The following is a 25,559-nucleotide window of genomic DNA, read 5'->3' as shown; positions in this document are numbered from 1 at the left end:
GGGGCGTGGCAGTCGACCCCGCCGGGTGCCGGGAGGGGTCAGCGGCCCCGGCCGGTGCGCTCCTGCAGCTCGTCGATGCGGGCGGAGGCCTGCGCCTTCGTCAGGCCCGGGTCGAACTCCTCGCCGGCCTCCTGGCACAGCGTCTGCAGGTAGGACGCCTGCGGCCCGGTTATGGGCTCGTCGCCCGTCGTCCAGTCCTCGGGGTCCTTCTCGGGGTTCGGGGTGGGTGCGTCGGGTGCGTTCGCCATGCGGCGTCCGTGCCCCCCGCCGGGGTGGCGCAAACCGCGCGGGGCGGGGGCGTCCCCACCCCCCCGCGGGGGTACGAGACGGCGTGGCCTCGCTCGCCCCCTACGACGAGCTCGTCCCGCACCCGCCCGCCGACGCGCGGCTGGCGGCGCGCTTCGCCGAGCTGCGCGCGATGCGCCCGGCGGCCGACCTGGGCCGCGTCAGGGAGCTGGTCGTCGTGGTGTCGAGCTCGCGCGGCGGGTGCACCCTGCTCGGCGAGCTGCTGCGCCGCTGTCCGTCGCTGCTCTCCCTGCCCGCCGAGAGCAACCCCTACGTGGTCGTCGCGCAGCTCGGCGGGGACGACCCGGCCGGGATCGTCGCCGCCGAGCTCGCGCGGGCCGTGGGGGCGCCGGCGCGACCGGGCGACCCGCTCGGCGCCACCGGGCTGGCGCGCGAGTGGGCGTGGCGCATGCGCGCGCAGTGGCCGCACGCCGACATCGCGCCCGAGCGGGTCATGTCGTGGGTGCGCGAGGCCGGCGAGGGCGACCCTGCGGCGACCGCGGCCTTCGTGCTCGCCCGGGCGCGCGGCGCCGATCCGGCGATCGACGCGCGCCGCTACGACCTGGGGCCGTCCGCGCCACGCGGCCGGCCGCCCGCCGGGCCGCCGGGGGAGCTGCTCGTGGAGATGCCGCCCTTCGTCGTGCCGCGTCCGTGGCGGCGAGCCGGCGACGACGAGCTCGCCGCCCGCCCGCTGGTGATCGCGACCCCGCGCAACGCCTACCGGGTGCGCTTCCTCGCCGGGCTGGTGCCGGGGGCCCGCCTGCGCCTGCTGCACCTGGTGCGCAACCCGGCCGCGGCGGTCAACGGCCTGCTGGACGGCTGGCGCCACCACGGCTTCTTCAACTGCCGCATGCCGCGCGACCTGGCGATCCGCGGCTACGACGAGGGCGCGCCGTGGGCGCGGCGATGGTGGAAGTACGACGTGCCGCCCGGGTGGGAGGCGGTCGCGGGGGCGACGCTCGCCGAGGTGTGCGCCCTGCAGTGGCGCTCGGCCCACGAGGCCGCCCTGGACGCGGCCGGCGAGCTCGGCGCCGACCGGCACACGGTGCGCTACGAGGACCTGGTGGGCCCGCCGCCCGCCCGCGCCGCGGCCGCCCGGGCGCTCGAGGGCTGGCTCGGCATCCCCGCCGGCGAGCTCGAACCGCTCGTGGTGGAGGGCCTCGACCCGGTGATGGCCACCGCCCCGCCGCGGCCCGGCCGCTGGCGGGCCCGCGAGGCCGAGCTCGCTCCCGTGCTCGCCGACCCGGCGGTGCTCGGGCTGGCGGAGCGACTCGGGTACCGGCCCGATCCGGCCGGCTGGGCGTGACGGGCGCCCGCCGGTGGGTAGTGAGCGGGCATGCCACGCCTCCCGGAGCCCCGCGGGCCGCTGTCCGCCTTTCTCGCCGAGCGCCTGCGCGGCGAGCCCGGCCCGCTCGGGCCCGCGCCACGCGCGGAGGACGACGCGCTCGCCGGCGAGGACTTCCACCTGTCGCTGTACGTGCTCTACGAGCTCCACTACCGCGGCTTCGACCAGGTCGACGACGACTGGGAGTGGGAGCCCTCGGCGCTCGCCGTGCGCGCGGCGCTCGAGCGCCGGCTCGAGCGGCGCCTGCGCGAGGAGGTCGACGGCCCGCCGCCCCCCGGCCGCGACGTGGCCGAGCGGCTCGCGGCCGTGCTCGAGGAGGCCCCCGACACCGGCTTCGGCCGCCACCTGCAGCGTGAGGCGACGCTCGCGCAGTTCCGCGAGTTCGTGGTCCATCGCTCCGCGTACCAGCTGAAGGAGAACGACCCGCACTCCTGGGCCCTGCCGCGCCTCGACGGTCGGCCGAAGGTGGCGCTCGCCGAGATCCAGAGCGACGAGTTCGGCGGCGGCCGCCCGGAGCGCCTGCACCCGAAGCTGTTCGGCGACACGATGGCGGCCCTCGGCCTGGACCGTCGCTACGGCGCGTACCTGGACCACATCCCGGGGCGCACCCTGGCCACGGTCAACGTGATGTCGCTCTTCGGGCTGCACCGGCGGCTGCGCGGCGCCATCGTTGGACACCTGGCGATGCTCGAGATGGACTCGAGCCTGCCCAACCGCCGCTACGGCGACGGGCTGCGCCGGCTGGGCTTCGGCGAGGAGGCCACCGACTTCTACGACGAGCACGTCGAGGCCGACGCGGTGCACGAGGCGATCGCCGCCCACGACCTGGCCGGCTCGCTCGCCGCCGACGACCCGGCGACGGCCGGGGACATCATCTTCGGCGCCCGCGCGCTCGTGCTGGTGGACGGGCTGCTGACCGGGGGGCTGCTGGAGGACTGGCGGGCCGGCCGCACCTCCCTGCTGCGGCCGCTGCCCGAGGACGTCGCCGCGCCCGTCGCCCGGTAGCGCCCGCGGCTCACGCGCACCCGGGCGGCGGGCCCGGCAGCCCGAGCACGGCGGCGGCGAGCTCCGCGACCCGCAGGGTGAGCAGGTCGCCGGTGATCGGGCCGACGACCTGCAGCCCGACCGGCATGCCGCGGCGCGTGCGCCCGGCCGGCACGACCGTGGAGGGCAGGCGCGCCATGCCGACGACCGTGTTCCACACGAGCTGGTCCAGGTAGGGGCGGGGGCGGCCGTCCACCGTGATCGTGCGCGCCAGGCGGTGCTCGACCGAGGGGATGCCGTCGGGGTCGGGGTCGTGCTCGGGCGCCTCGACGCCGATGACCGGGCACAGCAGCACGTCGACCTCCCGGAAGAGCGCCGCGAACGCGCGCCCCACCGCCCGGCGGGCGGCGTCGGCGCGCAGCCAGTCGCGGTGCTCCATGACCTCGGCGCGCAGCCGCCGCGCGGCGAGCGAGTCGTCGCCCGGGTCGAGGCGGCGCGCGCGCTCCCGGTACCCGTCCATCTCCTCGTCGGAGGTGCCCGCCGACGAGCCGGACACCCACAGCGCGAAGGCGGTGCGCCAGGCGTCCTCCAGGGTGGCGGCGGGGCGCGCCCGCCGGTCCACGGCGAGGCCGGCGTCCGCGAGCGCGTCCACCGCGCCCTCCAGCACCTCGCGCACGGCGGCGTCGCAGGGCGCGGCGGGGTCGTCGAGCCAGGCCGCGGCGCGCAGCCCGCGCAGGCCCCCGCTCGGCGCGGGCGGCAGCTCCAGGCGCCAGGCGGGCGCAGCGTCGTCGTCGGGGCCGGCGATCGCCAGCAGGGCGGCGCGCAGGTCCGCGGGCGCGCGGGCGAGCGGGCCCACCTCCATCAGGTCGATCTCGGCGTCGCGCTCGTGCAGCGGCACGGACGGCAGGTGCCCCCGGTGCGGCACGAGGCCGTGCGAGGGCACGTGGCCCGCCACGCCGCAGCAGTGCGCCGGCTGACGGATGGAGCCCCCCATGTCGCTGCCCAGCTCGAGCCAGGTGAGGCCCGCGGCGAGCGCGGCGGCCGCGCCGCCCGACGAGCCGCCCGGGGTGCGCGAGCGGTCCCAGGGGTTGGACGTGCGCCCGAACAGCGGGTTGGCCGTCTCCTGCCCGGTCACGCCCGACGGCACGTTGGTCTTGCCCGCGACGACGCACCCGGCGGCCCGCAGGCGCGCCACGGCCACGGCGTCGGCGGCGGGCACGTGGTCCGCGCGCCCGGGATCGCCCGAGGTGGTGCGCATGCCCGCGGTGGCGAAGGCGTCCTTCACCGTCATCGGCACGCCGTGCAGCGGGCCCAGCGGCCGCCCGGCGGCGACCGCGGCGTCGGCGGCGCGGGCCGCCGCCAGGGCGCCCTCCTCGTCCAGCAGCACCACCGCGCCGAGCCCGGGGTCGAGCCTGCGCACCCGCCGGATCTGCAGCTCGACGAGCTCGCGGCTCGTCACCTCGCGGCGCGCGACGAGGCGGGCCACCGCGGTCGCGGGGAGGAGGGCGAGCTCGTCCATGCGCCCCCGCCTACCCCGGGGCCGCCGGCCGGTAACGGTTGCGCGGGCGCCCCCGGCCGGGCGATCCTGCCCGTCATCCTCCCGGAGCCGCCCATGCGCCCCTCGCGCGCCCGTCGCGTCGCCACCGCCGCCGTGCTTGCGCTCGCCGCCGCCGCCCTGGCCGGGCGGGCCGCCGCCGCGGACGCGACGGACGCGGTCGTCCTGGCCGCCCGCTCGGCCGAGCCGCGCGGGCCGGACGTCGCCGTGGCCCCGTCCGGGCGGGCGGTCGCCGCCTGGACGCAGCGCAGCGGCGACGGCTTCGCGGTGGTCGCCCGCGTGCGCACGGGCCGGGCGGCCGGCTGGGCACCCGCGGACCGGGTCTCCGGCGTGACGGCGACGCGCCCGCTGGGGCCCGTCGTGGCCATGGCGGACGACGGCCGGGCCGTGGCCGTCTGGCGGGCGCCGGGCGGGGCCGTCCGCTCGGCGTCGCTCGGCGCGACGGCCCGGCGGGGCTGGGCCGCCGCGCCGGTGGCGTCCGGCCCGGGCGAGGGCTTCGCCGCGGCGACCGTCGCCATCGGGTCCGGCGGGGCGACCGCCGCGTGGGCGGACCGGCTCGACGGCCGCTGGCGGGTGCACCGCGCGGTGCGCCCCGCGCGGGGCGCACCCTGGGCCGCCGACCCGCCCCTCGACCTCGTGGCCGCCGGCGTCGCGCCCGCCGGGGCGGCGCTGCCGCCGGCGATCGGCGCGAGCGGGCGCGGCCGGGTGGCGGTCGTGTGGCCCGCGCGCACGCCGGTCCCGGGGCGGGGCGGCGAGGTCGGCCCCGGCGGGCCCGCCGTGCTGGCGCCGCCCGGACGGGTGGCCGCGACCGTGCACCGCGGCGCGGCGGGCTGGGAGCCGGCCGCGGAGCTGTCGGCGACCGGCGGGCAGGCCGACCTCGCCGTCAGCGGGCGCGGCGAGGTCGCCGTCGTCTGGGTGCAGGACGGCAACGCCCTGCAGGCCGCCGTGCGCGGGGCCGCTGCCGACGGCTGGCCCGCGCCGGAGGCCCTCGCCGGCCCGGAGGCCGGCGCCCCCGCGCCCTCGCTGCCGCAGGTGGCGGTCAACGACGAGGGGTACGCGCTGGTGGCGTGGGCCTCGGGCGCCGACGGGCCGGGCGGGCTGTCGGTCCGGGCCCGCGTGCGGTCGGGGGCGAGCGGCCTGTGGGACCGGGAGCGGGTGGTCTACGACGGGTTCGCGTTCTTCTCGGTGCTCGACCTGGCCACGCTCGAGGCGGCGATCGACGAGCAGCGCGTCGGCCACCTCGCCTGGCTCGACCCCGAGGGCCCCGGCTCGGCGACGGTCCACGCGGCGAGCGGCGGCCTGGCGGGCTGGCGCAGCGCCGCGCGGGTGTCGGTGATGGAGGACCTCAACGAGCCCGCGATGGCGGTGAGCGCCCGGGGCGGCGGTGTGCTGGCCACGCCCGGGGCCGAGGCCGTCGGCGGCCCCAACATCCGCATGCTGGCCGCGGGCTTCCCGCGGCCGCCGCGGTTCACCGCGACGCGGGCGCAGCTCGTGGTCAACCAGCGCATCTCGCAGGCGGCCGTGCGCCGGGTCAACGCGGCGCTCGAGCGGCTGGACGGCCGGGTGGGGCCCGCCCACATCCGCGGGGGGACGCTGCCGGCGGCGGCCTTCGGCGACGGCGTCCGCGTGGAGGGCGCGCCGACCGGGGAGCCGGCGCCCGCGCTCGCCATCGAGCCGCTCGCCGTGGCCCGCCCGGGGGCACGCGCGCCCGGCGGCGTGCGGTGGTCGGCCTCGCAGCTGCGCATCAACCAGCGCGTCTCGCAGGCGGCCGTGGCCCGCGCGGCCTTCGGCCGGCAGCTCGTCGAGCTCGGGCTGACCGGCGCGAACGTGGCCGACGGCGCCATCGGCCGGCGGCACCTGCTGCCCGGCCTGCGCATCGCCGCGGCCGTCCCGGTCGCGACGCCCCTGCCCGAGTCGCCGGTCCTCCGCCGGCCGGTCCGCCGCGCGGCGCGGGTGCAGCTCACGGCGGAGCAGCTGCGCATCAACCAGCGCATCTCGCAGGCGGCGGTGCTGCGCGCCAACTGGCTCGTGGAGCGGCTGGAGGGCGGGCTGCGCGGCGAGGACTTCCGCGCGGGCGGCCTGCGCGCCGAGGACCTCGAGCCCGCGGCGCCGGGGGGCTGAGCGGCCGGGCGCGCGGGTACAGTGCCCGCGACACTGGAGACCGAGGGGGTTCCGCTGGACCCGTGGGTCATCCGCGAGCCCGCGCTGGACCTGGATCGGCTCGCGTTCACCGAGTCCGTCTTCGCGCTGTCCAACGGGCACCTCGGCCTGCGCGGCAACCTCGACGAGGGCGAGCCGCGCGCCATCGCCGGGACGTACCTCAACGGCTTCTACGAGACCCACACGCTGGGGTACGGCGAGCGCGCCTACGGCAACCCGGAGGACGGCCAGACCGTCGTCAACGTCACCGACGGCAAGCTCATCCGGCTGCTGGTCGAGGACGAGCCGCTGGACGTGCACCGCGGCGACCTGCAGTCGCACGAGCGCTGGCTCGACCTGCGCACCGGGATCCTCGAGCGAGTGCTGGTGTGGAGTACCCGCGCGGGCCGCACCGTGCGGGTCACCAGCCGGCGCCTGGTGTCGCTGCGCATGCGCAGCGTGGCCGCGGTGAGCTTCGAGGTGGAGGCGATCGACCGCCCGGTGCGCATCGCCCTGCAGTCGAGCCTGCTCGCCAACCGGGTCGACGTGGGCTCGGGCACCGACCCCCGCGAGGCGGCGGCGATCGGCGCCGTGCTCGTGCCGCGGCTGTCGGTCCACGACGGGCTGCGCGTCGTGCTCGCGCACACCACCTCGCGCACGGGGCTGTCGCTGGCGGCCGGCATGGAGCACGCCCTCGAGACCGACAACCCGCCGCTCACCCGCACCGAGAGCGAGCCCGACCTGGGCCGCGTGACGGTGTCGGCGCAGCTGCACCCCGGACGGCCGCTGCGGATGACGAAGCTCATCGCCTATCACTGGTCGTCGCATCAGTCCGTGGAGTGGCTGCGCGACCAGGTCGACGCCAGCCTGCAGAACGCGCTCGCGGAGGGCTTCGACGGCCTGGCGGCCATGCAGCGCGAGGCGCTCGACGCCTACTGGCGCAGCACGAAGATCGAGGTCGACGGCGACGACGAGCTGCAGCAGGCGCTGCGCTTCGCCCAGTTCCAGCTCGTGCAGGCGGGCACCCGCGCCGACGGCCGGGGGGTGCCGGCGAAGGGCCTCACCGGCCCGGGCTACGACGGGCACGCCTTCTGGGACATGGAGGCCTACGTGCTCCCGGTCTACGTGTTCTCGCAACCGCGGCTGGCCCGCGACGCGCTCGTCTGGCGCCACGGGATGCTCGACCTGGCGCGCGAGCGCGCCCGCCAGCTCGACCTCGACGGGGCGGCGTTCCCCTGGCGCACGATCGGCGGCGAGGAGTGCTCGGGCTACTGGCCGGCGGGCACGGCGGCCTTCCACGTCAACGCGGGCATCGCCCGGGCCGTGCAGCTCTACGACGACGTGACCGGCGACGAGGACTTCATGCGCGACGTGGGCCTGGAGCTGCTGGTCGAGACGGCGCGGCTCTGGGCGAGCCTCGGCTACCAGGTCGCCGGCGGCGCGTTCCGCATCGACGGCGTCACCGGCCCCGACGAGTACTCGGCGATCGCGGACAACAACGTCTACACGAACCTCATGGCGCGGGACAACTTCCGCGCGGCGGCCGCGGCGGTGGAGCGCCGCCCCGAGCGCGCCGACGCCCTCGGCGTGAGCCCCGACGAGGTCGCCGCCTGGCGCCGTGCGGCCGACACGATGGCGATCCCGTACGACGAGCGGCTGGGCGTCCACCCCCAGAGCGAGGGCTTCACCGACCACGAGGTGTGGGACTTCGAGGCCACCGCCCCCGAGCGCTACCCGCTGCTGCTGCACCACCACTACCTCGACCTCTACCGCAAGCAGGTGGTGAAGCAGGCCGACCTGGTGATGGCGATGTTCACCTGCGGCGACGCCTTCACGCCCGAGCAGAAGCGGCGCAACTTCGAGTACTACGAGGCGCTGACGGTGCGCGACTCGTCGCTGTCGGCGTGCATCCAGGCGATCGTGGCCGCCGAGGTCGGGCACGTCGACCTCGCCTACGACTACCTGGCGGAGGCCGCGCTCACGGACCTCCACGACCTCAAGGGCAACATCCGCGAGGGCCTGCACATGGCCTCGCTCGCGGGCGCGCTGCTGGCCGTCGTCGCCGGCTTCGGCGGCCTGCGCCGCAGCCGCCACGGCTTGGCGTTCAGCCCGCGGCTGCCGCGTCAGGTGGAGCGGCTGGCCTTCCCGCTGCTGGTGCGCGACCGGCGGCTCTACGTGGAGATCGTGCGCGACCGGGCCACCTACCGGCTGGACCCCGGCGACGACCCGCTGCCGATCCTGCACTGGGGCGAGCGGCTCACCCTGACGGGGACGGAGGCCGTCACGCGGCCGCTCCCGCCCCTGCCGGACCTGCCGCGCCCGCGGCAGCCGGCCGGGCGGGAGCCCCGCCGCCGCACCGGCGGCGGCGTCACGCGGTGACGTCGCGCCGCCGCAGCAGCGCGGCCGCCACGGTCGCCGCCGCCAGCGCGTAGGCGGCGCCGAGCGGCAGGGCGCGCGCGAGCGGCACGGCGTCGGTGCCGCCCGCCGCGGCCGCCTCGAGCAGCAGCCCGGGGAACCAGCGCTCGCCGCCGCCCCAGGAGTCGGCCACGATGTGCTCGAACGGCCCGAACCAGGCCACGCCCGCCGCCAGGGCGAGCGGCGTGACGCGCAGGGACACGCCGAGCGCCATCCCGATCAGGGCCCAGCAGCAGACCACCGCGAGGGCCCGCCCGTACGCCGCGAGGTCCTCGCCGAGCGCCTCGGCGGTCAGCCAGTCGCCGATCGGCACACCCCGGCCCGGCGCGATCGCCGCCGACCCGGCCCAGGCCAGGGCGGCCGTCACGGCCAGCAACGCGGCCGCGACGCCGAGCATCGCGGCCATCGTGCCGCCCAGCAGCCGCAGGCGCCGCGGCTCGCGCATCACCATCACGCGCATCGTGCCGCGCGAGAACTCGCCGGTGAACACCGCGGTGACCAGCACCAGCACGAGCAGCCCGGTGAACGAGACGCCGAGGGCGAACGCCTCGGCGCCGCCGCCGGGCCCGGCGAGCGAGGTGAGGGTCGGCGCGCGCCCCCCGGCGGGGCCGGCGCCGGCGGACAGGATGACGGCCGCCGGCACGACGACGGCGAACAGCAGCGCCGCCGCGAGGGCGGCGAGCAGCGCGCGCGGGCGCGCCAGGCGCACGAGCTGCGCGTGGACGACGTGGGTCATGACGCCTCCGTTCCGACGAGTGACAGGTAGCTGCGCTCGAGGCTCGCGCGCGCCCGGTGGAGCTCGGCGAGCACGATGCCCTCGTTCATCGCGGCGCTGTTGACGCGGGCCGCCAGCGCCGACGGGTCGGCGTCGCCCACCGGCACCGAGACGGCGCCGAGGCCGGCGCGCACGTCGTGGCCGAGGCGCTCCAGCAGCGCCGCCAGCCGCGGGACGTCCCCCGGTGCGGCGGGCGCGGTCACCAGCTCGTCGGCGCCCAGCAGGCCGGCGGCGGGCCCGGCGAACCGCGCCCGGCCGCGGTCGATGACGATCAGCCAGTCGCACACCTGCTCCACCTCGCCGAGCGCGTGCGAGGAGACCAGCACGGTGCGCCTGCCGCGCCCCAGGCGCGCGATCAGCTCCCGCATCTCGCGGATGCCGGCCGGGTCGAGCCCGTTGGTGGGCTCGTCCAGCACCAGCAGCGCCGGGTCGCCGAGCAGCGCGGCCGCGATCCCGAGCCGCTGCCGCATGCCCAGCGAGTAGCCGCGCACCGGCTCGTCGCCCCGGTCGCCGAGCTCCACGAGCTCCAGCAGACCCGGGACCGCGGCGGGATCGTGACGGCCCAGGACCGCGAGCATGCGCAGGCTCTCGCGCCCCGTCAGGTGCGGGTGGAACGCCGGCCCCTCGATCAGCGCGCCGACGCGGTGCATGTAGGCCTCCGGCCGGCCGATGGGCCCGCCGAGGACGGCCCCGCCGCCGGAGGTCGGCCGCACCAGGCCCAACAGGATGGCCATGGCCGTGGTCTTGCCGGCCCCGTTCGGCCCGATCAGGCCGGCGACGACGCCGGGCGGCACCTCGAGGGTGAGCCGGTCGACGGCGGTCCGCCGGCCGTAGCGCTTGGTCACGCCGTCCAGCTCGATGGCCGGCGCGTCGGGTGGTGGTGCGTGTCGCATGGTCCAGCTCCCGTCGGTGGCTGCCGTGGGCGCATGGTCGGCCCGCGCCGCCGCCGCGTCGTCGGCCGGCGGGCGGCGCTGCGGCGGCGCCGGCTACGTCGTGGTGCGTAGGCCGGGGGCCGCCCGCCGGCGCAGGACGGGGCCGCGCGCGTGTCCTACCGTGCCCCCATGCCCCTCCGCCCGCCGCGCGTCCGCCCCGGCGACGCCGCGCTCGCCGCGGCGCTCGCGGCCGTGCAGGTGGCGGGCACGACGCTCGCCGCGCGGGGGCAGGACGACCGGCGGGCGCTCGACGCCGCCGCCTACGCCCTGCTGGTGGCGGGCCCCGCCGCGCTGGCGCTCGCGCGCCGCCGCCCCGTGGGCGCGCTGTGGGCCGTGACCGCCGCCACGCTGGCATACCTCGTGGCCGGCTACCCGTTCGGGCCGGTCGTGCTGTCGGTGGTGGCGGCGCTCGTGATCGCGGTCGCGGCCGGTCACCGGTGGCACGCGTGGGCCGCCGCGGCGGCCCTCTACGGCGGCCACTTCGCCGGCATGGAGGCGCGCGACCTGGCGCCCGGGGCGTCGGCCGAGGCGCTCGTGGGCGTGGGCACCTGGCTGGTGATCACGCTGACGGCAGCGGAGGTGGTGCGCGGCGCGCGGGAGCGGCGGGCGGCGCGCGAGCGGGCCGCCGAGGAGGCGGCGCGGCGGCGGGCCGACGAGGTGCGCCTCGAGCTGGCGCGCGATCTGCACGACGTGCTCGCCCACAGCCTCTCGCTGATCAACGTGCAGGCGGGCGTCGCCCTGCACCTCATCGACGAGCGCCCGCAGCAGGCGCGCACGGCGCTCGCCGCGATCAAGGAGGCGAGCGGCGACGCGTTGCGCGAGGTGCGCGCCACGCTCGGCGCGCTGCGGGGGCGCGGCGACGGGCCGCCGCGGGCGCCGGCCCCGAGCCTGAGCCGGCTCGGCGAGCTCGTGGGCGGCGCGTCCGAGGCCGGCCCGCGGGTGGAGGTCGAGGTGGCCGGCGACCGGCGGCCGCTGCCGGCGGGCGTGGACCAGGCCGCGTTCCGCATCGTGCAGGAGGCGCTCACCAACGTGCGGCGCCACGCGGGCGCGGCCCGCGCCGTCGTGCGCCTCGACTACGGCGGCCGGGAGCTGACCGTGACCGTCGACGACGACGGCCGCGGCCCGGCCGGCGGGGCCGCGACGGCGCCCGGCGGCGCCGGCATCGCCGGCATGCGCGAGCGGGCCGCCGCCCTCGGCGGCGCCCTGGAGGCGGGCGCCCGCCCCGGCGGTGGGTTCCGGGTGCGCGCCCGCCTGCCGCTGGACGGCGCGTCGTGATCCGGGTGCTGCTCGCCGACGACCAGGCGCTCGTGCGCGCGGGCTTCCGGGCGCTGCTCGAGTCGCAACCGGACATGGAGGTGGTCGGCGAGGCCGGCGACGGCGCGCACGCGCTCGAGCTGGTCGCGGTGCGCCGGCCGGACGTCGTGCTGATGGACATCCGCATGCCGGCGCTCGACGGCCTCGAGGCGACCCGGCGCATCGCGGCCGACGACCGGCTGGCGGCCGTCCGGGTGGTGATCCTGACCACGTTCGAGCTCGACGAGTACGTCTACGAGGCCGTGCGCGCCGGCGCGAGCGGGTTCCTCGTCAAGGACACCGACCCCGGCGAGCTGCTGCGGGGCGTGCGGGTGGTCGCCGGCGGCGACGCCCTGCCGTCGCCGGGGGTCACCCGCCGGCTGATCGCCGAGTTCGCCGCGCGCACGAAGTCGCCGCCGCCGAGCGGCGCCCTCGACGCGCTCACCCCGCGCGAGCGCGAGGTGATGGCGCTCGCCGCCGAGGGCCTGTCCAACGACGAGATCGCCCGCCGGCTGGTGGTGAGCACCGCCACGGCGCGGACCCACGTCAGCCGGGCGATGGTGAAGCTGGGCGCCCGCGACCGGGCCCAGCTCGTGGTGCGGGCCTACGAGACGGGCCTCGTGCGCCCCGGCTGGCTCGGCTGAGGCCCCGCATGGAGATCTCATGCGCGATGAGCGCCCGCGGCTGCCGCTGGTGGACGACGACGCGACCATGCGGGCCTGGCCGGGCGACCGGCTGCGGCGGCGCGTCGAGGCCAGGCTCGCGCGGCACGGGCTGGAGGCGCTCGGCGTGCTGCGCGAGGACGGCCCGCTCGCGGTCGTGATGTCCCACCACCGCGTGCCCGGCATGGACGACGCCGCCCTGCTCGGGGAGGTGCGTGAGCGCGACCCCTTGGCGGCCCGGGAGCGCGCCACCGACGGCGCCGTCATGGACGCGGCCGTGGGCGCCGTCAACCGGGGGCGGGTGTTCCGATTCGTCCACACGCCGTGCACACCGGAGGACCTGCTCGTCACCGCCGAGGCCGTCCAGGCGCACTCCGGCCGGGTCGCGGCGCTGGCGCGCCTGCCCGGCGCGGGCGCTCGGCTGGGAGGCGGCGGCGGCGCGGGTCCTGCACGACGCGGGCCTCGTCCACGACGTGGGCAGGATCGGGCACGGCGACGACGAGCGGGTGTCCTGGGTGCGCCACCACCACGAGCGCCACGACGGCCCGCGGCTCCCCGACGGGCTCGTCGGCGACGACATCCCGGCCGGGGCCCGCACCCCCGGGCTCGCCGCCGCCCTCGACGTCATGACCGGCCCGCGCCCCTGCTCGTCACCGCTGCCGGCGGCCGACGCCCTGGCCGACTGCCGCGCGCAGGCGGGCGGCCCGTTCGCCCCCGCGGTCGTCGGCGCCATCGAGCGCCTGGCGGCCGGCGGCCTGCTGCGGGCCCATCCCCGGAGGCCGCGCGGGCCGCCTGGGCGGGCGGGATCAGGGCCGGGCGGAGCTACCCTGGCCTCGTGCGGGCGAGCGCCGACACCGCCGGACCGCGCCCCGAGGTGGCGCCCCCGCGGCGGGTGCGGCGCCGGGACGCCCTGGGCCCGCTGCTGCTCGCGCCCCTGCTCGGCATCGCCGGGCCGCTGGTGCTGTGGCCGGCGCTGGTCGTGCACCTCGCGCTGCCGCTGGCCGTCGCCCGCCACGTCGCGGGCGCCGGCCGCGCCCGCTTCGCGGCCGAGGACGCCCCGCGCGTCGCGGAGGGGCTCGAGTGGCTGCTGTCCGTCTACGCCTGGGCTGCGCTCGCGACCACGGCGCCGCCGTGGGCCGCCGGCGCGCGGCCGGTGCGCCTGCGCCTGCCGCCGGCGCCGCCGCCCCCCGGCCCTGGGCGGGCGGCCCTGCGCCTGGTGACCGGCGTCCCCGCGCTGCTCCTGCGCATCGCCGCGGACGTCGCCGGGCTCGTCCCGTGGCTGGCCGCCGTCGCGTGCGTGCTGGTGCTGCGCCGCCTGCCGGCGCCGCTGTGGCGGCTGCAGGAGCGGGCCCTGTGCGGCCACGCGCGCCTGCTCTGCCGGCAGGCGGCCCTCGTCGGCGCTCAGTCCCCCCAGAAGGCGTCGACCGCGTACTGGTCGCGCGTGTGGAACCACGACTCGGCGACCAGCCCGTCCCGCATGCGGAGGACGTGGGCGAGGTTGTTCTCGAGGGGCGGGCGCCCGTCCGGCCGGGAGGCCGTGTAGGTCGTCAGGGCGACGGCCACCTCGTCGTCCGCCAGCACGCGGTGCAGCCGCAGCCGCAGGGTGCCGCCGGTCAGCTCGTGGGCGTGGACGACGAACGCGATGATCGCCTCGCGCCCCGCGTGGTCGCCCGTGTTGGGGCTGCGCCCCGGCACGTGCAGCACCGCGTCCTCGGCGATGCAGGCGGCGGCCCGCTCCAGGTCGCCCGCCGACAGGGCCTCGTACATCTCGCGGACGGCCGCCGCGTTGCGGGCTGCGATGCCGGTCATGGGCTCCCCCTGGACGATCTGCGTGGTGGTCACTGTGCACCTCCCGGTCACGGTATTTCGATGTCGAAATGAATCTACGCGCGGTAGTCTTTCGATGTCAAACGACCTGCGGGGGTGCGCGATGGCGGGCGACCCGGACGCCCCGGTGCGACGGATGCTCGAGCAGTGGGCGCGCGAGATGCCCGACGTGGACGCGGCGGCGATGGCCCTCTTCGGGCGGCTCAGCCGGGTCCACGCGGCCGCCTCGCGCGCGATCGAGGCCGGCCTGGCCCCGCACGGGCTGAGCCGGGCCGAGTTCGACGTGCTGGCCACGCTCCGGCGCGCCGGCGCCCCGTACCGGCTCGCCGCGGGCGAGCTGGCGGCGTCGATGCTGCTCTCGCCGGCGGCCACCACCAACCGGGTCGACCGCCTGCAGGCCGCCGGGCTCGTGGAGCGCCTGCCCGACCCGGCCGACCGCCGGGCGGTGGTGGTGGGGCTGACGCGGCGGGGGCGGGCCCTCGCCGAGCGCGCCGTGCGCGACCACGCGGCCAACGAGCGCCGCCTGCTGTCCGGGCTCTCCGCCGACGAGCAGCGGGCGCTGGCCGAGCTGCTGGCGCGCCTCGGCCGCTCGGTCGCCGGGCACGCACCGGGACGCTGACGATTGCGCTCGTGTCCGCCGGGCGGTCTGATTGGCCCCATGGACCCCGCGCCGCCCCTCTGCCCCTCCTGCGGGCAGCCCGCCAGCACGGCGCTCGCCGGCCCCGAGCACGGCTGGGAGTGCCGCAACGAGGCGTGCCCGGAGTTCGGGCAGGCCGTGCGCGCCGACGAGCCGCCCGTCGGGGGCTCGCCCCCCGCCGGCGTGGACGAGCCCCAGGCGCCGCCCGCGGCGGCCCCCGGTCCGTCGCGGACCGGCTGGACGGCCGGCCGGGTGGTGGCCGTCGTGCTCGGGACGCTCGTCGCGCTGGTCGGGCTGGCCCTGCTGGCCGCGGGCGGCACGGCGCTCTGGGTCGACCAGACCCAGCGCGACGACGACGGCTTCCTCAGCACGCCGACCGAGCGGTTCGGCGCGCCGTCGTACGCGGTGGCGACGGAGCCGATCGACCTGGTCGAGGACGAGGCGGGCGGCGCCGGGTGGCTCGTGGAGGACGACGTGCTGGGCGACCTGCGGCTGCGCGCAACCGGCGCCCGGCTGTTCGTCGGGGTGGGCCGCGCGGCCGACGTGGACCGGTACCTGGACGGCGTCGCGCACCACCGCCTGGTCGAGGTCGACTTCGAGCCGTTCCGGCCGCGCTACGAGGCCCGCCCCGGCGGCGCGCCGGCGACGCGCCCGGCCGACGCGGACGTGTGGGTGGCGAGCGCGTCGGGCGCCGGCGAGCAGGTGGTCACGTGGGACCCCGAGCCCGGCGAGTGGACGGCCGTCGTGATGAACGCGGACGCCTCGCGCGGGGTGGCCGCCGACGTGGAGGTCGCGGCCGAGGCCGACGCGTTGACGCTCCTCGCCGCCATCCTGCTGGTGGCGGGCGGCGTGCTGCTCGCGGCCGGGGTCGTGATGGTCGTGCTCGGCGCGCGCCGGGCCTCGCGGGGCCGCCGGGCGCCGCCCCCGGCCGGCGCACCGGCCGCCTGAGCGCCCGCCAGGGGGTCGTCCGCCGTCACACGCGGGGCGCCACCCGCCGGGCGATCAGCCGCAGGCCGGTGCAGCTCGTCGCCGGCGGCCAGACGACGGCCCGCCGGGCGCCGGCCGCGGCGACGGCCCGCAGCCGCTCGGCTCGGTGCTCGGCGGGGCGGACGCCGGTCCAGGGGGTGGCCACGCCGTTCGCGGCGCGGGCGGGGCCGCCGTCGCGGTCGCGCACCCGGCGCGGACCGCGTCCCGGCGCCGCCGCGAAGCCCCCGTGATCGAGCGGACGCGTCCCTCGAGCGGGCGCCGGTCGCGGCCGAGCAGCGCCCGGGGCGCGCCGACGGCCTGCTCGGCGCGGCCGCCGCCCTCGGCCACCGGCACCACGCCCGCGACTGGGTGACGCTGGGACGCGCCCCGCCCGAGGCCGGCCACGGGGCGCCCGCGGGAGCGCGGGTCGGGGGCACGGCCAGGGCCGTGCCATCCCCCGGCGATCGCTGACGGCCGGCAGGCCGACGGGGGTGGCGACACCATCCCGCCCGACGCGTCCAGCACGGCGGCGAGCGCGGTGAGGCCGTCGAGCCCCGGCCGCCGAGGGCGAGGTGGTCGTCGACCGCGAGCCACCGCGACCAGGGCACCGCCGCGGGCGGGGCGTCGGCGCGCAGGCCGCGTGGCGACGGCGCGCCGGCGCGGGCCGCCCGGCACGGGGCCTCAGGTGCGCGCCCGGCGCGCCGAAGAGGGTCGGGTGATCCCGATCCCGCGAGCGCGCCGGCCCTCCACCCGCACGACCTCCACGCCGCGCGGCCGCGGCCGACGCCCGCATCCTGGGCGCACGGCGGCGTCGTGGACGCGCCCGTCGCGCCCGCGGCCCCGGCGCTCCCGGCCGGCCCGCTGGCGCGCGCCCGGGCGTGCCTGGCCGAGCTGTACGGGGAGGAGCGGGCCGCCGCGGCGTGGGCGGACGTCGTCGAGCTGCTGGCCCGGTCCGGCGCCCGCCCGGCCCTCGCGGCCCCGACGGAGGCCGACGCGGTGCTGATCGCCTACGCCGACGCCTTCCACGCGCCCGGCCCGCTGCCGCCGCTCGCCGTGCTCGATCGCGTGCTGCGGGCGTGCGCCCCGGGGGCCTTCTCCCGGCTGCACCTGCTGCCGATCCACCCGGCCACGTCCGACGGCGGCTTCGCCGTCGCCGACTACGGGGCGGTCGACCCCGCGCTCGGCGACTGGGACGACGTCGCCCGGCTGGCCGGGCGCTACGGCCTGATGCTGGACGCGGTCGTCAACCACACCTCGGCGCGCCACCCCTGGTTCGCCGACTGGCTGCGCCGGCGCCCCGGCCTGCCCGACCGCTACATCGAGCCGCCCGCCGACCTCGACGCGTCGGCCCTCGCCCGGCCGCGCACGAGCCCGCCGGCCCACGCCTACGCGCTGCCCGACGGGTCGGTGCGCCGCGCCTGGACGACCTTCTCCGCCGACCAGGTGGACCTCAACTTCGGCGACCCGGCCGTGCTGGTGGAGATGACCGGCGTGCTGCTCGGCTACGTCGCACGCGGCGCCCGCATGATCCGCCTCGACGCGGTGGCGTACGCCCACAAGGAGCCGGGCACGAACTGCCGCAGCCTGCCGGGCACCCACGCGCTCGTGCGCTTCTGGCGGGCGATCATCGACCACGCCGCGCCCGGCACGCTGCTGGTCGCCGAGGTCAACGCCCCCGAGCACGAGGTGCTGCCCTACCTCGGCCGCGGCGACGAGGCGCACCTGGTCTACCGCTTCTCGCCGGCCGCGCTGACGATGCTGGCATTCATGCGCGAGGACCCGGGCGCGCTGGCCGACGCCCTGGCGGCGGCGGGCGCGCCGCCGCCAGGCGCCTGGCTGTTCAACGTGCTCGGCACCCACGACGGCATCCAGCTCGCGCCGGTCGAGCCGTTCGTCGCCCCCTCGGACATCGCCGACCTCTGCGCGCGCTGCCGCGATGCGGGCGGGCTGGTGGGCGAGCGCGCCGGCGCCGCCGGCCCGGCGCCGTACGAGCTCGACATCTCCTACTTCGACGCGATCAACCCGCCCGGCCGCGCCCCGCGGCACGTCGAAGTGCGCCGCTTCCTCTGCGCGCAGGCCCTGCTGCTGTCGCTGCAGGGCATCCCCGGCGTGTGGTCCCACGCGCTCGTCGGCTCGCGGTCGTGGGACGGCGCCCGCAGGGAGGGCGACGCCCGGGCGATCAACCGCCAGCGCCTCGCCGCGGGGCCCCTGCTCGCCGAGCTGGCCGACCCCTCCAGCCGCCGCCACGCGGTCAACCGGGGCGTCGTGGCCGCCCTCGCCGCGCGCGCCGCCGAGCCCGCCTTCCACCCGGACGCCGCCCAGGAGGTCGCGGTCCACGGCCCGGTGCTCGTGATCACCCGCACGGCGGCCGACGGGTCGCGCGCCGTCTGCGCGCACAACACCGGCTCGCGGCCGGCGCGGATCCCCGCCGGCGGGCCCGGCGGGCGGCTCATCAGCGGGGTGGGGGAGATCGAGGGCGACCGCCTCGCGGTGGCGCCCGACGCCCACGCCTGGGTGCGCCTGCCCGCCTGAGCGCCCGCGCGGGGATCCGCCGCCGCCGCGGCATGGGCAGGTGCGCCATCGGCGCTCGACCGCAGACGCCGGCGCGTCGATCACACTGATACGAGCCGGTCACGTATCGTATTCGAAGGTCTGTGGGACATGAAACGGCGGTCACACCTGCCGCGGCGCGACGTCCTCGTCGTCACCGCCATGGCGCTCTGCCTCGTCACCGTCGTCGAGGTGGTGGAGCTGCTGGCCCGCTGAGGCGCGCGGGGGTCAGCGCCGGCCCCCGCCCCCCGGCCGCCACGGCCATCCGGCCGCCCGAGCGACGCGAGCCCGCCGAGCAGCGCCCGCTCGCCCGCGCCGGTGGGCAGGGTCCGCACGCGCGCGGCCGGCTCGCGATCGCCGGCCACCGCGGGCGCCGCCCGCGGGGGCGCTACGCGCCGGGCCCGAGCGCGGGCCCCGGCGGGTTGCGGTCGAGGATCGCGGCGCGAGCCGCGGGCGGCAGCTCCAGCTCGTCGCGCAGCACCAGGCCGCCGTCGGCGCCGGTCACCACGACGTCGATGCGGCCGTCCCGCGCCGCGCTGCGTGCGCCGAGGCCGTGGGCCGGGTCGGCCAGGTCGATGCCGAGGTCGTCCGGGGCGCCGCCGTGCTCCACGGCGAGCCGCACCCGGCCCTCGTCCACCCGGACGGCGAGCCGCGGTGCGGCGCCGCCGGCCGGCGCGCCGGCCCGCCGCGCCAGCACGAGCGGCCTGCCGTCGCCCCCGTCGGCGAGGAGCGCCCCGGCCGCGCCCATGCGCGACAGCGCCTCCACCAGCTCGTCGGCCGAGGCGTCGGCGCCGCCGGCGTCCAGGGCGCCGCGGATGCGCTCGCGTCCGCGCTCGGACAGCGCGAGCCGCCGCTCGTCGTAGCGGCCCTCGGGGTCGCCGATCACCAGCCGTAGCGCGGACGGCTGGTCGGCGAGCCGCCGCGCCTGCACGCGCTGCTCGGCCTCGGCCGCCGGCAGCGGCAGGTCGAGCAGCGGCCGGCCGCCGGGCTCGGCCAGCAGCAGCGCCGGCTCGCCCCCGCGCAGCACCACCTGGGCCTCGAGGGGCCGCTCGGCCAGCGCCTCCAGCACGTGGCCCGGCACCATCGCCAGCAGCGCCACCTCGTCGCCGGCGAGGGTCACCGGCGCCACGAGCGGCCGCGCGGCGATCAGCTCGCGACCCGCCTCCGCCAGCCCCTCGAGGGCCCCCTCGATGACCGCCTGGTCGACCGCCTCGTCATCCATGGGCCCAGTATCGCGGGCCGGCGGGGGTAAGGGCGGCCGGCCGGGCGGCACAGAGGGGGCGGGAGGCGGTCACCCGCCCCCCGCCCCCGCGGACGGCGGGGGCGACACCGTCGCCACGCGGCCTCCGCGCCAGCCGAGGGCGCGCGGCTCCCCACAGCCCGCGCGGGCGGCGCCCGCGCGTGCCCGCCGACAGGAGGACACCATGAAGCGCACCGGCATCCGCGGGTGGCTGGACGTCGTGCAGGCCGCGTGCCCGCCCGGGCGCCCCCCGACCCCGACCATCCCTCGCAGCGCCCCGCCGGCCGGCCGGCGCCGGGCCGCCACCGGGCCGGGCGAGGCGGTCGTCCGATGAGCGCGCCGCGAGCGCCCCGGCGCGCGCTGGCGTCGCTCGGCGCCCTCGTGGCGGCCGGGGCCGCCGGCCTGCTGCTCGTGCTCGGCGGCGGCGGGGGCGACCAGGCCGTCGCCGACGCGCGGCCCGCCCACCACGCGGGCGCCGACGTGCCCGCCCGCGAGCTGGACCTGCGCCAGGACATGCGCCGGCTGTGGGAGGAGCACGTCACCTGGACCCGCATGGTCATCGTGGACGCGGCGGCCGCGGGGCCCGGGCTGTCCGAGAGCGCCGCGCGGCTCCTGCGCAACCAGGCGGACATCGGGCGCGCCATCGTCCCGTGGTTCGGGCGCGCCGCGGGCGCGCGGCTCACGACGCTGCTGCGGGGGCACATCCTCATCGCGGTCGACGTGCTCGGCGCCGCGAAGGCCGGGGACGCCGCCGCCCTGGCGGACGCCCGGGCGCGCTGGGCGCGCAACGGCGACGCGATCGCGGGCTTCCTCTCCTCGGCCAACCCCGCGGCGTGGCCGCGGGCCGCCATGCGCTCCATGATGCGCCGTCACCTCGCGCTGACCACGGCCGAGGCGGTCGCCCGCCTCTCGGGCGACTGGCGGCGCGACGTGCTGCTGTACGACGCGGTGCACGCCCAGGCGCTGCACATGGCGGACATGCTCTCCGACGGCATCGTTCAGCGGTTCCCGGACCGCTTCGACCGGTAAGACCCGGGCGGCGGCGGACACGCACCGGACATGCAACCCGCCGCCGCCGCCGCCGCCGTCGTCGACGCACCGGACGCCGCCCGCCCGCCGGCGCCGGCGCGCCTCGACCCGGACTCCCGCGAGTGGCTCCGCGCCCTCCGGGGGCCGGGCGCGGCGCGCGAGGAGGCGATCGCCCGCCTGCACGAGCTGCTGCACCGCGCGGCCCGCTTCGAGGTCGCCCGGCGCCGTCCGGCGCTGCCGCACCTGCGCGGCGACGAGCTGCCGGACATCGCCATGGAGGCCGCCGACGACGCGCTGATGAGCGTGCTGCGCCGCCTCGACGACTTCCGCGGCGACAGCCGCTTCACGACCTGGGCGTACAAGTTCGCCCTGCTGGAGGCCGCCGTGAAGCTGCGCCGGCGCGCGTGGCAGGGTCGCGAGGTGCCGCTGCGGCCGGAGGGCTGGGCGCTGCTCGCGCAGGCCGGGCCCACGCCGCACCAGGACGCCGAGCAGCACGAGCTGATCGCCGCCCTGCAGGAGGCGGTCCGCGACGCCCTCACCGCGCGCCAGCGCGAGGTGCTGATCGCGCTGACGCTCGACGGCGTCCCGATCGACGTGCTCGCCGAGCGGCTGGGCGCCACCCGCGGCGCGCTCTACAAGAGCCTGCACGACGCGCGCCGCAAGCTGCGCCGCGCGCTCGCCGCGCGCGGCCTCGGCCCCGACGTCCTGGAGGGGCGCTGATGGCGAGCCCCCGCCTCGCCGACGCCCTGCGCCGGGTGCTGGGCCCGGCCGGGCCCGAGCTCGGCTGCGACGAGTGCTTCGACCGGCTGGACGCCTACGTCGAGGCCGGCCTGGCCGGGGGCGGCGCGCTCGCCGACGCCGCGGTCCCCGGCATGCGCGCGCACCTGGCGGGCTGCCCGGCGTGCCGCGAGGAGCACGACAGCCTGCGCGCGCTGGTCGCGGGGGAGCCGGCAGGGCCTCCCGCGCCCCGGGCCCGCGGGGGGCACCGGCGGACGGGGCGCGGAAGCCGGTCGGTCAGGCGCCGATGAGGGCGGCCACGCCGATGATCCCCACGATCACGACGATCAGGCCCAGCCCGAAGAGCACGAGCGTGCGCGCCCGCGGCTCGGGCGCCTCGTGGGGACCGCTCATGCCGCGGCCCCGCCGGGCTGCCGGCCGGTGGCGAGCCGCATCGTGCCGGTGCGGTCGTCGATCGCCGTGACCGCCGTCGCCGGCACGAACCGGTGGCCGCGGTGGCCCGGCACGGCCGCGAGCCGCAGCCCGGCCCGCCCCACGCCGTCCACCTCGCCGACGACGGCCGCGCCGTCGTGCGTCCACACCTCGTACCCGCGCAGGCGGGTCGTCATGGATTCGCGTCGCATCGTCCACCTCGCTGGTCGGTGACGAGAGAAAGATCGTACCACGATATATCGCAGCGTGCGACGGCGGCCGGCCCGCCGGGCGGGGCTACGCGCCCGGCGTGAACGAGCGCACGAGCGCGGTCAGCGCCGCGCGGTCCTCCTCGAGCGCCCCCACGGTGGCGGCGAGCCGTCGCTCTCCCTCGGCCGTGAGCCGCACGTGCACCACCCGCCCGTCCCGCAGGTCGCGCTCCCGCGCGATCAGACTGGCGGCCTCGGCCCGCGCCACGAGGTCGGTCACCGTGTTCTGGGCGAGCTGCATGCGCTCGGCCAGGTCGCCGACGCTCGCCCGCTCGCCGCCGTCGGGCGCGCCCTTCACCATCAGCAGCAGCAGGTGGCGCTGGGGCGTGAGGCCGTGGCGCGCGGCCACCTCCTCGCTGCGGCGCATGAACCGCCGCAGCGACCCGCGCAGCTCGGCCGCCTGCCGGTAGACCTCCGGATCGATGGGTCGCTCCATCGTGGTCGGGGAGGCTACTCCGGGTAGGGACGGGCCATGCCCGACTGGCCCGCCCTCCTCGCGTTCGACGCCCCGGTGCTCGAGACCGTGCTGCGCGGGACGGTCGTGTTCGTCGCCATCTTCCTGCTCATGCGGCTCACCGGCCAGCGGGAGGCCGGCGGGCTCGGGATCAGCGACGTGCTCCTGGTCGTGCTCGTGGCGGAGGCCGCCGCCGGCGGGCTCGGGCGCTCGTCGGAGTCGCTGGCCGACGCCATCCTGCTCATCGCCACGATCATCGCCTGGAGCGTGGCCGTCGACGCCGTCGCCTACCGCTTCCCGCGGCTGGCCGGCCTGCTGAAGGCGCGTCCCCGCGCCCTCGTGGAGGACGGCCGCCCGAACCGCCGGCTGATGCGCCGCGAGCTGATGACCCACGAGGAGCTCATGGCCCAGCTGCGCCTGCATGGCGTGACGGACCTCGACGAGGTGCGCTGGGCCTACCTCGAGCCCAACGGGATGGTCAGCGTCATCCGCCGCGACGGCGGCGAGCCCGACGGGCCGGAGCGGCCCGAGATGCCGTGAGCCGGGTCACGGCGCCGGGCGGTAGGTGAGGAGGACCACCCCGGACGCGAACCGCCGCACGTCCTCGAGCGCCATCCGCACCGTGCCGCGGTCGCCCAGCACGTGCAGGCGGCCCCGGCCCCAGACGAGCGGGTTGACGTAGACCTCGTACACGTCGATCAGGCCGCGCTCCGCGAGGGCGTACGCGAAGGCGCCGCTGCCGTGCAGGAACAGGTCGCCGTCCGCCCGGGCCGTCAGCGCCGGCACCGACTCCTCCAGCGGCCCCTCGAGCGCGGTCGCGTTCCACGGCAGCGGCCCGGACAGCGTCGTCGAGCCGACGTGCTTGGGCAGCGCGTTGACCATGTCCGCCCACCGGCCCGACTGGTGCGGCCAGTACGCGGCCAGCCCCTCGTAGGTCCTCCGGCCCAGCACCAGCCCGGCCGACCGGGCCTGGCGCCCGAACGAGTGGTCGCCGTGGTCGCCGTCCGGCCGCACCCACGGGCCGACCGGGTCCACCACGCCGTCGACGGTGGCCTGCGTCGTCGCGATCAGCCGTCCCATCGTCGTCCCCCCTCTGTCGCGGGCGCCCTCGCCGGCCCCCTCACCCGTACGACGACCGGGGACCGGCGTCGTCGACATTCGTCGCCCGCACCCGCGAGGGGTAGGTGTGGACCGATGGGCACGCGGCTCGATCAGGTGACCGACGTCGTCGCGTACCACGGCGAGGGCCCGGTGTGGTCGGCCCGCTGGGGCGGGCTGCGCTGGGTCGACATGCTCGCCGGCGACGTGCTCAGCCTGCGGCCGGACGGCTCGGTGGGGCGCCGGCACGTGGGGGCGATCGCGGCGGCGCTGCGCCCCCGCCGCGGCGGGGGCGCGGTGATCGGCGTAGAGCGGGGCTTCGCGCTGGAGGACGCCGACGGCGCCCTCCACCCGCTCGGCGAGCTGTGGCGCGACCGGTCGATCCGCATGAACGAGGGCGGCTGCGACCCCGACGGCCGCTTCTACTGCGGCTCGACCTCGGGCGAGGGGCGGCCGGGGGCGGCGGCGCTGCACCGCCTCGACCCGGACGGCGACGTGCGCGTCGTCGTGGAGGGGCTGACCGTCTCGAACGGCCTCGACTGGAGCCCGGACGGCGCGCTGGCCTACCACAACGACACGCCGAGCCGCGCGATCGCCGTCTACGACTACGACCGCGAGGCGGGCCTCACCGGGCGCCGCGTCCTCGCGCGGCTCGACCACCTCCCCGACGGCCTGACGGTCGACGCCGAGGGCGGCGTGTGGACCGCGCTGTTCGACGGCGGCGCGGTGCGCCGCTACTCGCCGCGGGGCGAGCTCGACGCCGTCATCGAGCTGCCCGCCCGCCAGGTCACGGCCTGCGCGTTCGGCGGGGCGGCGCTCGACGAGCTGTACATCACCACCTCGCGCGAGGGGCTGGGGCCGGCCGACGACCCGCTCGCCGGCGCGCTCTTCCGCGCCGAGCCCGGCGTGCGCGGCCTGCCGGCCCGCGAGTTCGCGGGCTGATCACATCAGCGCGCGCAGCGCGGGCAGCGTGAGCGTGGCGAGCAGGGTGGTCACCACGACGGCCCCGGCGAGCACGTCGGCGGGCAGGCCCTCGCGGGAGCCGATCACCAGGGCCATCATCGCCGTCGGCATCGCCGACATGATCACGACGGTGCGCAGCACGTCGCCGTCGAGCCCCAGCGCCGCGGCGGCCGCGTAACCGAGCGCCGCGGCCAGGCCGAGCCGCACGACGGTCACGGAGGCGAGCTCGCCCCACACCCGGTGCAGGCCCCGGGCCCGCAGCATCAGCCCGGCGTAGATCATCACCAGCGGCAGGGTCGCCGCGCCGAGCAGCTCGAGCGGCCGCTCCGCCGCCGCGGGCAGCTCGACCCCGGCGAGGTTGACGGCCAGGCCGGCCAGCAGCGCCCAGGTCGGCGGCACGAGGACGGCCCGGGCCACCTCGCGCGCCCGGGGACGCGGCCGCTCCGCCGGCGCGCCGTAGGCGCCGGCGAGCGCGACCGACGACGTCCAGGTGAGCGGGCTGGTGCAGAGGGTGTGGTAGATCGCCGCCGCCGCCGGCGAGAACCCGCCGCCGGCGGCGGCGATCAGGGGCAGGCCGAAGAAGCCGGTGTTGCCGAGCGAGGTCGCCAGCACGAGCGCGCCCGCCCGGGGGCGCTCGAGGCCCCAGGCGCGCGCCGCCCCGCCCACGATCAGCAGCAGCGCGACGTGGACGGCGAGGCCCGCCACCGGCACCAGCAGCAGCGCGCGGTCGAGGTCGGCGCGCGCGAGGATCGTGAAGATGAGCGGCGGCAGGGTCAGGGTGAGCACGACCCGCATCAGCGTCGGCCCGTCCTCGCGGCGCAGCACCCCGGCCCGGCGGGCGAGGGCGCCCGCGAGGATGACGAGCAGCGCCGCGGAGGTGGTCTCGGTCAGGGCCGCCCCCGCGTCACGGGCGCGAGGCTACAGCCGCCCGGCCGGGCAGGCCCCGTCCCCCGCCGGGGTGGCGGCCGCCGCCGGCCGGCGGCGGCCGCCCC

At 78.9% G+C, this 25,559-nt stretch carries 26 protein-coding genes; 15 read left to right on the top strand and 11 right to left on the bottom strand.

Annotation, left to right across the window (positions count from 1 at the left end; all coding sequences use genetic code 11):
- Positions 1-38: 38 nt before the first annotated feature.
- Positions 39-248, bottom strand: a complete 210-nt coding sequence (locus ITJ85_RS15235; RefSeq protein ID WP_217913955.1) for a DUF3072 domain-containing protein — start codon at positions 246-248, stop codon at positions 39-41.
- An 83-nt stretch (positions 249-331) separates the two neighbouring features.
- Here ITJ85_RS15235 and ITJ85_RS15230 point away from each other — a divergent pair, with 83 nt between their 5' ends.
- Positions 332-1,591, top strand: a complete 1,260-nt coding sequence (locus ITJ85_RS15230) for a sulfotransferase (RefSeq protein WP_217913954.1) — start codon at positions 332-334, stop codon at positions 1,589-1,591.
- 30 nt (positions 1,592-1,621) lie between these two features.
- Positions 1,622-2,635, top strand: a complete 1,014-nt coding sequence (locus ITJ85_RS15225) for an iron-containing redox enzyme family protein (protein WP_217913953.1) — start codon at positions 1,622-1,624, stop codon at positions 2,633-2,635.
- A 10-nt stretch (positions 2,636-2,645) separates the two neighbouring features.
- On the opposite strand, the gene ITJ85_RS15220 is transcribed toward ITJ85_RS15225, so the two are convergent.
- The gene (locus tag ITJ85_RS15220) at positions 2,646-4,133 is read right to left on the bottom strand and encodes an amidase (RefSeq protein WP_217913952.1); all 1,488 of its coding nucleotides are present in this window, start codon (positions 4,131-4,133) and stop codon (positions 2,646-2,648) included.
- A gap of 93 nt (positions 4,134-4,226) precedes the next feature.
- Between ITJ85_RS15220 and ITJ85_RS15215 the strand changes: the two genes are divergently transcribed.
- Positions 4,227-6,290, top strand: a complete 2,064-nt coding sequence (locus ITJ85_RS15215) for a hypothetical protein (RefSeq protein ID WP_217913951.1) — start codon at positions 4,227-4,229, stop codon at positions 6,288-6,290.
- 21 nt (positions 6,291-6,311) lie between these two features.
- Positions 6,312-8,687: a glycoside hydrolase family 65 protein gene (locus ITJ85_RS15210; RefSeq protein ID WP_217913950.1), complete on the top strand. Its 2,376-nt coding sequence runs from the start codon at positions 6,312-6,314 to the stop codon at positions 8,685-8,687.
- On the opposite strand, the gene ITJ85_RS15205 is transcribed toward ITJ85_RS15210, so the two are convergent.
- Both ITJ85_RS15205 and ITJ85_RS15200 read right to left on the bottom strand, forming a co-directional pair.
- On the bottom strand, positions 8,677-9,459 hold the full coding sequence (locus ITJ85_RS15205; RefSeq protein WP_217913949.1) for a hypothetical protein: 783 nt from the start codon (positions 9,457-9,459) through the stop codon (positions 8,677-8,679). The two genes, ITJ85_RS15210 and ITJ85_RS15205, sit on opposite strands and share 11 nt — an antisense overlap.
- Positions 9,456-10,391 carry an ABC transporter ATP-binding protein gene (locus ITJ85_RS15200; RefSeq protein WP_217913948.1) on the bottom strand — a complete coding sequence of 312 codons (936 nt, stop codon included), beginning with the start codon at positions 10,389-10,391 and terminating at the stop codon, positions 9,456-9,458. The genes ITJ85_RS15205 and ITJ85_RS15200 overlap by 4 nt, the downstream gene beginning before the upstream one ends.
- 168 nt (positions 10,392-10,559) lie before the next feature.
- On the opposite strand from ITJ85_RS15200, the gene ITJ85_RS15195 reads away from it, so the two are divergent.
- The 3 genes from ITJ85_RS15195 (at position 10,560) to ITJ85_RS17710 (ending at position 13,605) form a co-directional block, all read left to right on the top strand.
- Positions 10,560-11,705 carry a sensor histidine kinase gene (locus ITJ85_RS15195; protein ID WP_217913947.1) on the top strand — a complete coding sequence of 382 codons (1,146 nt, stop codon included), beginning with the start codon at positions 10,560-10,562 and terminating at the stop codon, positions 11,703-11,705.
- Positions 11,702-12,367, top strand: coding sequence for a response regulator transcription factor (locus ITJ85_RS15190; RefSeq protein WP_246496277.1), 666 nt, complete (start codon positions 11,702-11,704; stop codon positions 12,365-12,367). Before ITJ85_RS15195 ends, ITJ85_RS15190 begins: the two co-directional genes overlap by 4 nt.
- Before the next feature lie 233 nt (positions 12,368-12,600).
- Positions 12,601-13,605, top strand: coding sequence for an HD-GYP domain-containing protein (locus ITJ85_RS17710; RefSeq protein WP_425517088.1), 1,005 nt, complete (start codon positions 12,601-12,603; stop codon positions 13,603-13,605).
- Positions 13,606-13,786: 181 nt separating this feature from the next.
- Here ITJ85_RS17710 and ITJ85_RS15185 read toward each other — a convergent pair whose 3' ends face one another.
- Positions 13,787-14,227: a nuclear transport factor 2 family protein gene (locus ITJ85_RS15185; RefSeq protein WP_217913946.1), complete on the bottom strand. Its 441-nt coding sequence runs from the start codon at positions 14,225-14,227 to the stop codon at positions 13,787-13,789.
- A 61-nt stretch (positions 14,228-14,288) separates the two neighbouring features.
- On the opposite strand from ITJ85_RS15185, the gene ITJ85_RS15180 reads away from it, so the two are divergent.
- The gene (locus ITJ85_RS15180; protein WP_217913945.1) at positions 14,289-14,831 is read left to right on the top strand and encodes a MarR family winged helix-turn-helix transcriptional regulator; all 543 of its coding nucleotides are present in this window, start codon (positions 14,289-14,291) and stop codon (positions 14,829-14,831) included.
- 39 nt (positions 14,832-14,870) lie between these two features.
- Entirely contained in the window at positions 14,871-15,797 is a 927-nt protein-coding gene (locus tag ITJ85_RS15175) for a hypothetical protein (RefSeq protein WP_217913944.1), read from the top strand.
- A gap of 25 nt (positions 15,798-15,822) precedes the next feature.
- Here the strand turns inward: ITJ85_RS15175 and ITJ85_RS15170 are convergent, their stop codons facing one another.
- Positions 15,823-16,023: a hypothetical protein gene (locus ITJ85_RS15170; RefSeq protein WP_217913943.1), complete on the bottom strand. Its 201-nt coding sequence runs from the start codon at positions 16,021-16,023 to the stop codon at positions 15,823-15,825.
- A gap of 605 nt (positions 16,024-16,628) precedes the next feature.
- Here ITJ85_RS15170 and ITJ85_RS15165 point away from each other — a divergent pair.
- Positions 16,629-18,347, top strand: coding sequence for an alpha-amylase family glycosyl hydrolase (locus tag ITJ85_RS15165; RefSeq protein WP_217913942.1), 1,719 nt, complete (start codon positions 16,629-16,631; stop codon positions 18,345-18,347).
- A 406-nt stretch (positions 18,348-18,753) separates the two neighbouring features.
- Here the strand turns inward: ITJ85_RS15165 and ITJ85_RS15160 are convergent, their stop codons facing one another.
- Complete coding sequence (locus ITJ85_RS15160; RefSeq protein ID WP_217913941.1) at positions 18,754-19,587, bottom strand: hypothetical protein; 834 nt, start codon at positions 19,585-19,587, stop codon at positions 18,754-18,756.
- 348 nt (positions 19,588-19,935) lie between these two features.
- On the opposite strand from ITJ85_RS15160, the gene ITJ85_RS15155 reads away from it, so the two are divergent.
- From ITJ85_RS15155 to ITJ85_RS15145, 3 genes are read left to right on the top strand one after another with little or no spacing between them, the layout of a single operon-like run.
- Complete coding sequence (locus ITJ85_RS15155; RefSeq protein WP_217913940.1) at positions 19,936-20,634, top strand: hypothetical protein; 699 nt, start codon at positions 19,936-19,938, stop codon at positions 20,632-20,634.
- A gap of 30 nt (positions 20,635-20,664) precedes the next feature.
- Complete coding sequence (locus ITJ85_RS15150) at positions 20,665-21,354, top strand: RNA polymerase sigma factor (RefSeq protein WP_217913939.1); 690 nt, start codon at positions 20,665-20,667, stop codon at positions 21,352-21,354.
- Positions 21,354-21,662: an anti-sigma factor gene (locus tag ITJ85_RS15145; RefSeq protein WP_217913938.1), complete on the top strand. Its 309-nt coding sequence runs from the start codon at positions 21,354-21,356 to the stop codon at positions 21,660-21,662. The genes ITJ85_RS15150 and ITJ85_RS15145 overlap by 1 nt, the downstream gene beginning before the upstream one ends.
- A gap of 99 nt (positions 21,663-21,761) precedes the next feature.
- Here the strand turns inward: ITJ85_RS15145 and ITJ85_RS15140 are convergent, their stop codons facing one another.
- Positions 21,762-21,980 (bottom strand): hypothetical protein, encoded by a 219-nt coding sequence (locus ITJ85_RS15140; RefSeq protein WP_217913937.1) that lies wholly within the window; start codon positions 21,978-21,980, stop codon positions 21,762-21,764.
- A 100-nt stretch (positions 21,981-22,080) separates the two neighbouring features.
- A complete protein-coding gene (locus ITJ85_RS15135) occupies positions 22,081-22,488 on the bottom strand; it encodes a MarR family winged helix-turn-helix transcriptional regulator (protein ID WP_217913936.1) in 408 nt (135 codons plus the stop codon).
- Positions 22,489-22,524: 36 nt separating this feature from the next.
- Here ITJ85_RS15135 and ITJ85_RS15130 point away from each other — a divergent pair, with 36 nt between their 5' ends.
- Positions 22,525-23,046: a DUF421 domain-containing protein gene (locus tag ITJ85_RS15130; protein WP_217913935.1), complete on the top strand. Its 522-nt coding sequence runs from the start codon at positions 22,525-22,527 to the stop codon at positions 23,044-23,046.
- A gap of 6 nt (positions 23,047-23,052) precedes the next feature.
- Here ITJ85_RS15130 and ITJ85_RS15125 read toward each other — a convergent pair whose 3' ends face one another.
- The gene (locus ITJ85_RS15125) at positions 23,053-23,586 is read right to left on the bottom strand and encodes a dihydrofolate reductase family protein (RefSeq protein ID WP_217913934.1); all 534 of its coding nucleotides are present in this window, start codon (positions 23,584-23,586) and stop codon (positions 23,053-23,055) included.
- Positions 23,587-23,700: 114 nt separating this feature from the next.
- On the opposite strand from ITJ85_RS15125, the gene ITJ85_RS15120 reads away from it, so the two are divergent.
- The gene (locus tag ITJ85_RS15120) at positions 23,701-24,546 is read left to right on the top strand and encodes an SMP-30/gluconolactonase/LRE family protein (RefSeq protein ID WP_217913933.1); all 846 of its coding nucleotides are present in this window, start codon (positions 23,701-23,703) and stop codon (positions 24,544-24,546) included.
- Here the strand turns inward: ITJ85_RS15120 and ITJ85_RS15115 are convergent, their stop codons facing one another.
- Entirely contained in the window at positions 24,547-25,425 is an 879-nt protein-coding gene (locus ITJ85_RS15115; RefSeq protein ID WP_281412259.1) for an AEC family transporter, read from the bottom strand.
- Positions 25,426-25,559: the final 134 nt, after the last annotated feature.

The sequence above is a fragment of the Miltoncostaea marina genome (assembly GCF_018141525.1).
In the GTDB taxonomy this organism is placed as follows: domain Bacteria; phylum Actinomycetota; class Thermoleophilia; order Miltoncostaeales; family Miltoncostaeaceae; genus Miltoncostaea; species Miltoncostaea marina.
The sequence above is the reverse complement of the archived record's forward strand: the minus strand, read 5'-3'. Positions and strand labels throughout refer to the sequence as shown.

Bases quoted from the DNA above. Each gene is read 5' to 3' on its own strand.
- ITJ85_RS15120 (WP_217913933.1), top strand. From the start codon at position 23,701: ATGGGCACGCGGCTCGATCAGGTGACCGACGTCGTCGCGTACCACGGC.
- ITJ85_RS15235 (WP_217913955.1), bottom strand. From the start codon at position 248: ATGGCGAACGCACCCGACGCACCCACCCCGAACCCCGAGAAGGACCCC.
- ITJ85_RS15160 (WP_217913941.1), bottom strand. From the start codon at position 19,587: ATGGATGACGAGGCGGTCGACCAGGCGGTCATCGAGGGGGCCCTCGAG.
- ITJ85_RS15145 (WP_217913938.1), top strand. From the start codon at position 21,354: ATGGCGAGCCCCCGCCTCGCCGACGCCCTGCGCCGGGTGCTGGGCCCG.
- ITJ85_RS15150 (WP_217913939.1), top strand. From the start codon at position 20,665: ATGCAACCCGCCGCCGCCGCCGCCGCCGTCGTCGACGCACCGGACGCC.
- ITJ85_RS15215 (WP_217913951.1), top strand. From the start codon at position 4,227: ATGCGCCCCTCGCGCGCCCGTCGCGTCGCCACCGCCGCCGTGCTTGCG.
- ITJ85_RS15155 (WP_217913940.1), top strand. From the start codon at position 19,936: ATGAGCGCGCCGCGAGCGCCCCGGCGCGCGCTGGCGTCGCTCGGCGCC.
- ITJ85_RS15175 (WP_217913944.1), top strand. From the start codon at position 14,871: ATGGACCCCGCGCCGCCCCTCTGCCCCTCCTGCGGGCAGCCCGCCAGC.
- ITJ85_RS15220 (WP_217913952.1), bottom strand. From the start codon at position 4,133: ATGGACGAGCTCGCCCTCCTCCCCGCGACCGCGGTGGCCCGCCTCGTC.
- ITJ85_RS15205 (WP_217913949.1), bottom strand. From the start codon at position 9,459: ATGACCCACGTCGTCCACGCGCAGCTCGTGCGCCTGGCGCGCCCGCGC.
- ITJ85_RS15130 (WP_217913935.1), top strand. From the start codon at position 22,525: ATGCCCGACTGGCCCGCCCTCCTCGCGTTCGACGCCCCGGTGCTCGAG.
- ITJ85_RS15140 (WP_217913937.1), bottom strand. From the start codon at position 21,980: ATGACGACCCGCCTGCGCGGGTACGAGGTGTGGACGCACGACGGCGCG.
- ITJ85_RS15225 (WP_217913953.1), top strand. From the start codon at position 1,622: ATGCCACGCCTCCCGGAGCCCCGCGGGCCGCTGTCCGCCTTTCTCGCC.
- ITJ85_RS15135 (WP_217913936.1), bottom strand. From the start codon at position 22,488: ATGGAGCGACCCATCGATCCGGAGGTCTACCGGCAGGCGGCCGAGCTG.
- ITJ85_RS15195 (WP_217913947.1), top strand. From the start codon at position 10,560: ATGCCCCTCCGCCCGCCGCGCGTCCGCCCCGGCGACGCCGCGCTCGCC.
- ITJ85_RS15125 (WP_217913934.1), bottom strand. From the start codon at position 23,586: ATGGGACGGCTGATCGCGACGACGCAGGCCACCGTCGACGGCGTGGTG.
- ITJ85_RS15200 (WP_217913948.1), bottom strand. From the start codon at position 10,391: ATGCGACACGCACCACCACCCGACGCGCCGGCCATCGAGCTGGACGGC.
- ITJ85_RS15180 (WP_217913945.1), top strand. From the start codon at position 14,289: ATGTCAAACGACCTGCGGGGGTGCGCGATGGCGGGCGACCCGGACGCC.